A 281-nucleotide genomic window follows, 5' to 3' on the forward strand; every position below is an offset into this window, starting at 1 on the left:
ATTCCGTTTCAGCCTGCTCTCCACACTCAAACTCCTCTGCACATGACAGCCACGCTATTCGCCCTTATCAATACCCTCACCACAACCCCAACCATCATTCCCCCATTCCCTCCAGCCTTCCTTCCAACCCTCCTCCCACTTCTCCCCACATTTCTCATTACCCCCCTTTTCCTCATTCCACTCTCAATCCTTCCCTTAATCTTTAAAACCACCATACAACCCCCCACAACCAATCTCTCCCAAACTAACTCACCACCACATCAAACACCCTCCACCTCACA

1 protein-coding gene is annotated in these 281 nt (G+C 50.5%); it reads right to left on the minus strand.

Annotated features, from left to right (window positions below; genetic code table 11):
- Positions 1–26: 26 nt before the first annotated feature.
- Positions 27–215 (minus strand): hypothetical protein, encoded by a 189-nt coding sequence (locus FS736_RS23710; RefSeq protein WP_144481548.1) that lies wholly within the window; start codon positions 213–215, stop codon positions 27–29.
- Positions 216–281 lie beyond the last annotated feature (66 nt).

The sequence above is a fragment of the Cytobacillus oceanisediminis 2691 genome, from assembly GCF_007678455.1.
Classification (GTDB): Bacteria; Bacillota; Bacilli; order Bacillales; family Cytobacillaceae; genus Mesobacillus; species Mesobacillus oceanisediminis_A.

Coding starts and splice junctions, on each gene's coding strand:
- FS736_RS23710 (WP_144481548.1), bottom strand. CDS start 215: ATGGTGGTTTTAAAGATTAAGGGAAGGATTGAGAGTGGAATGAGGAAA.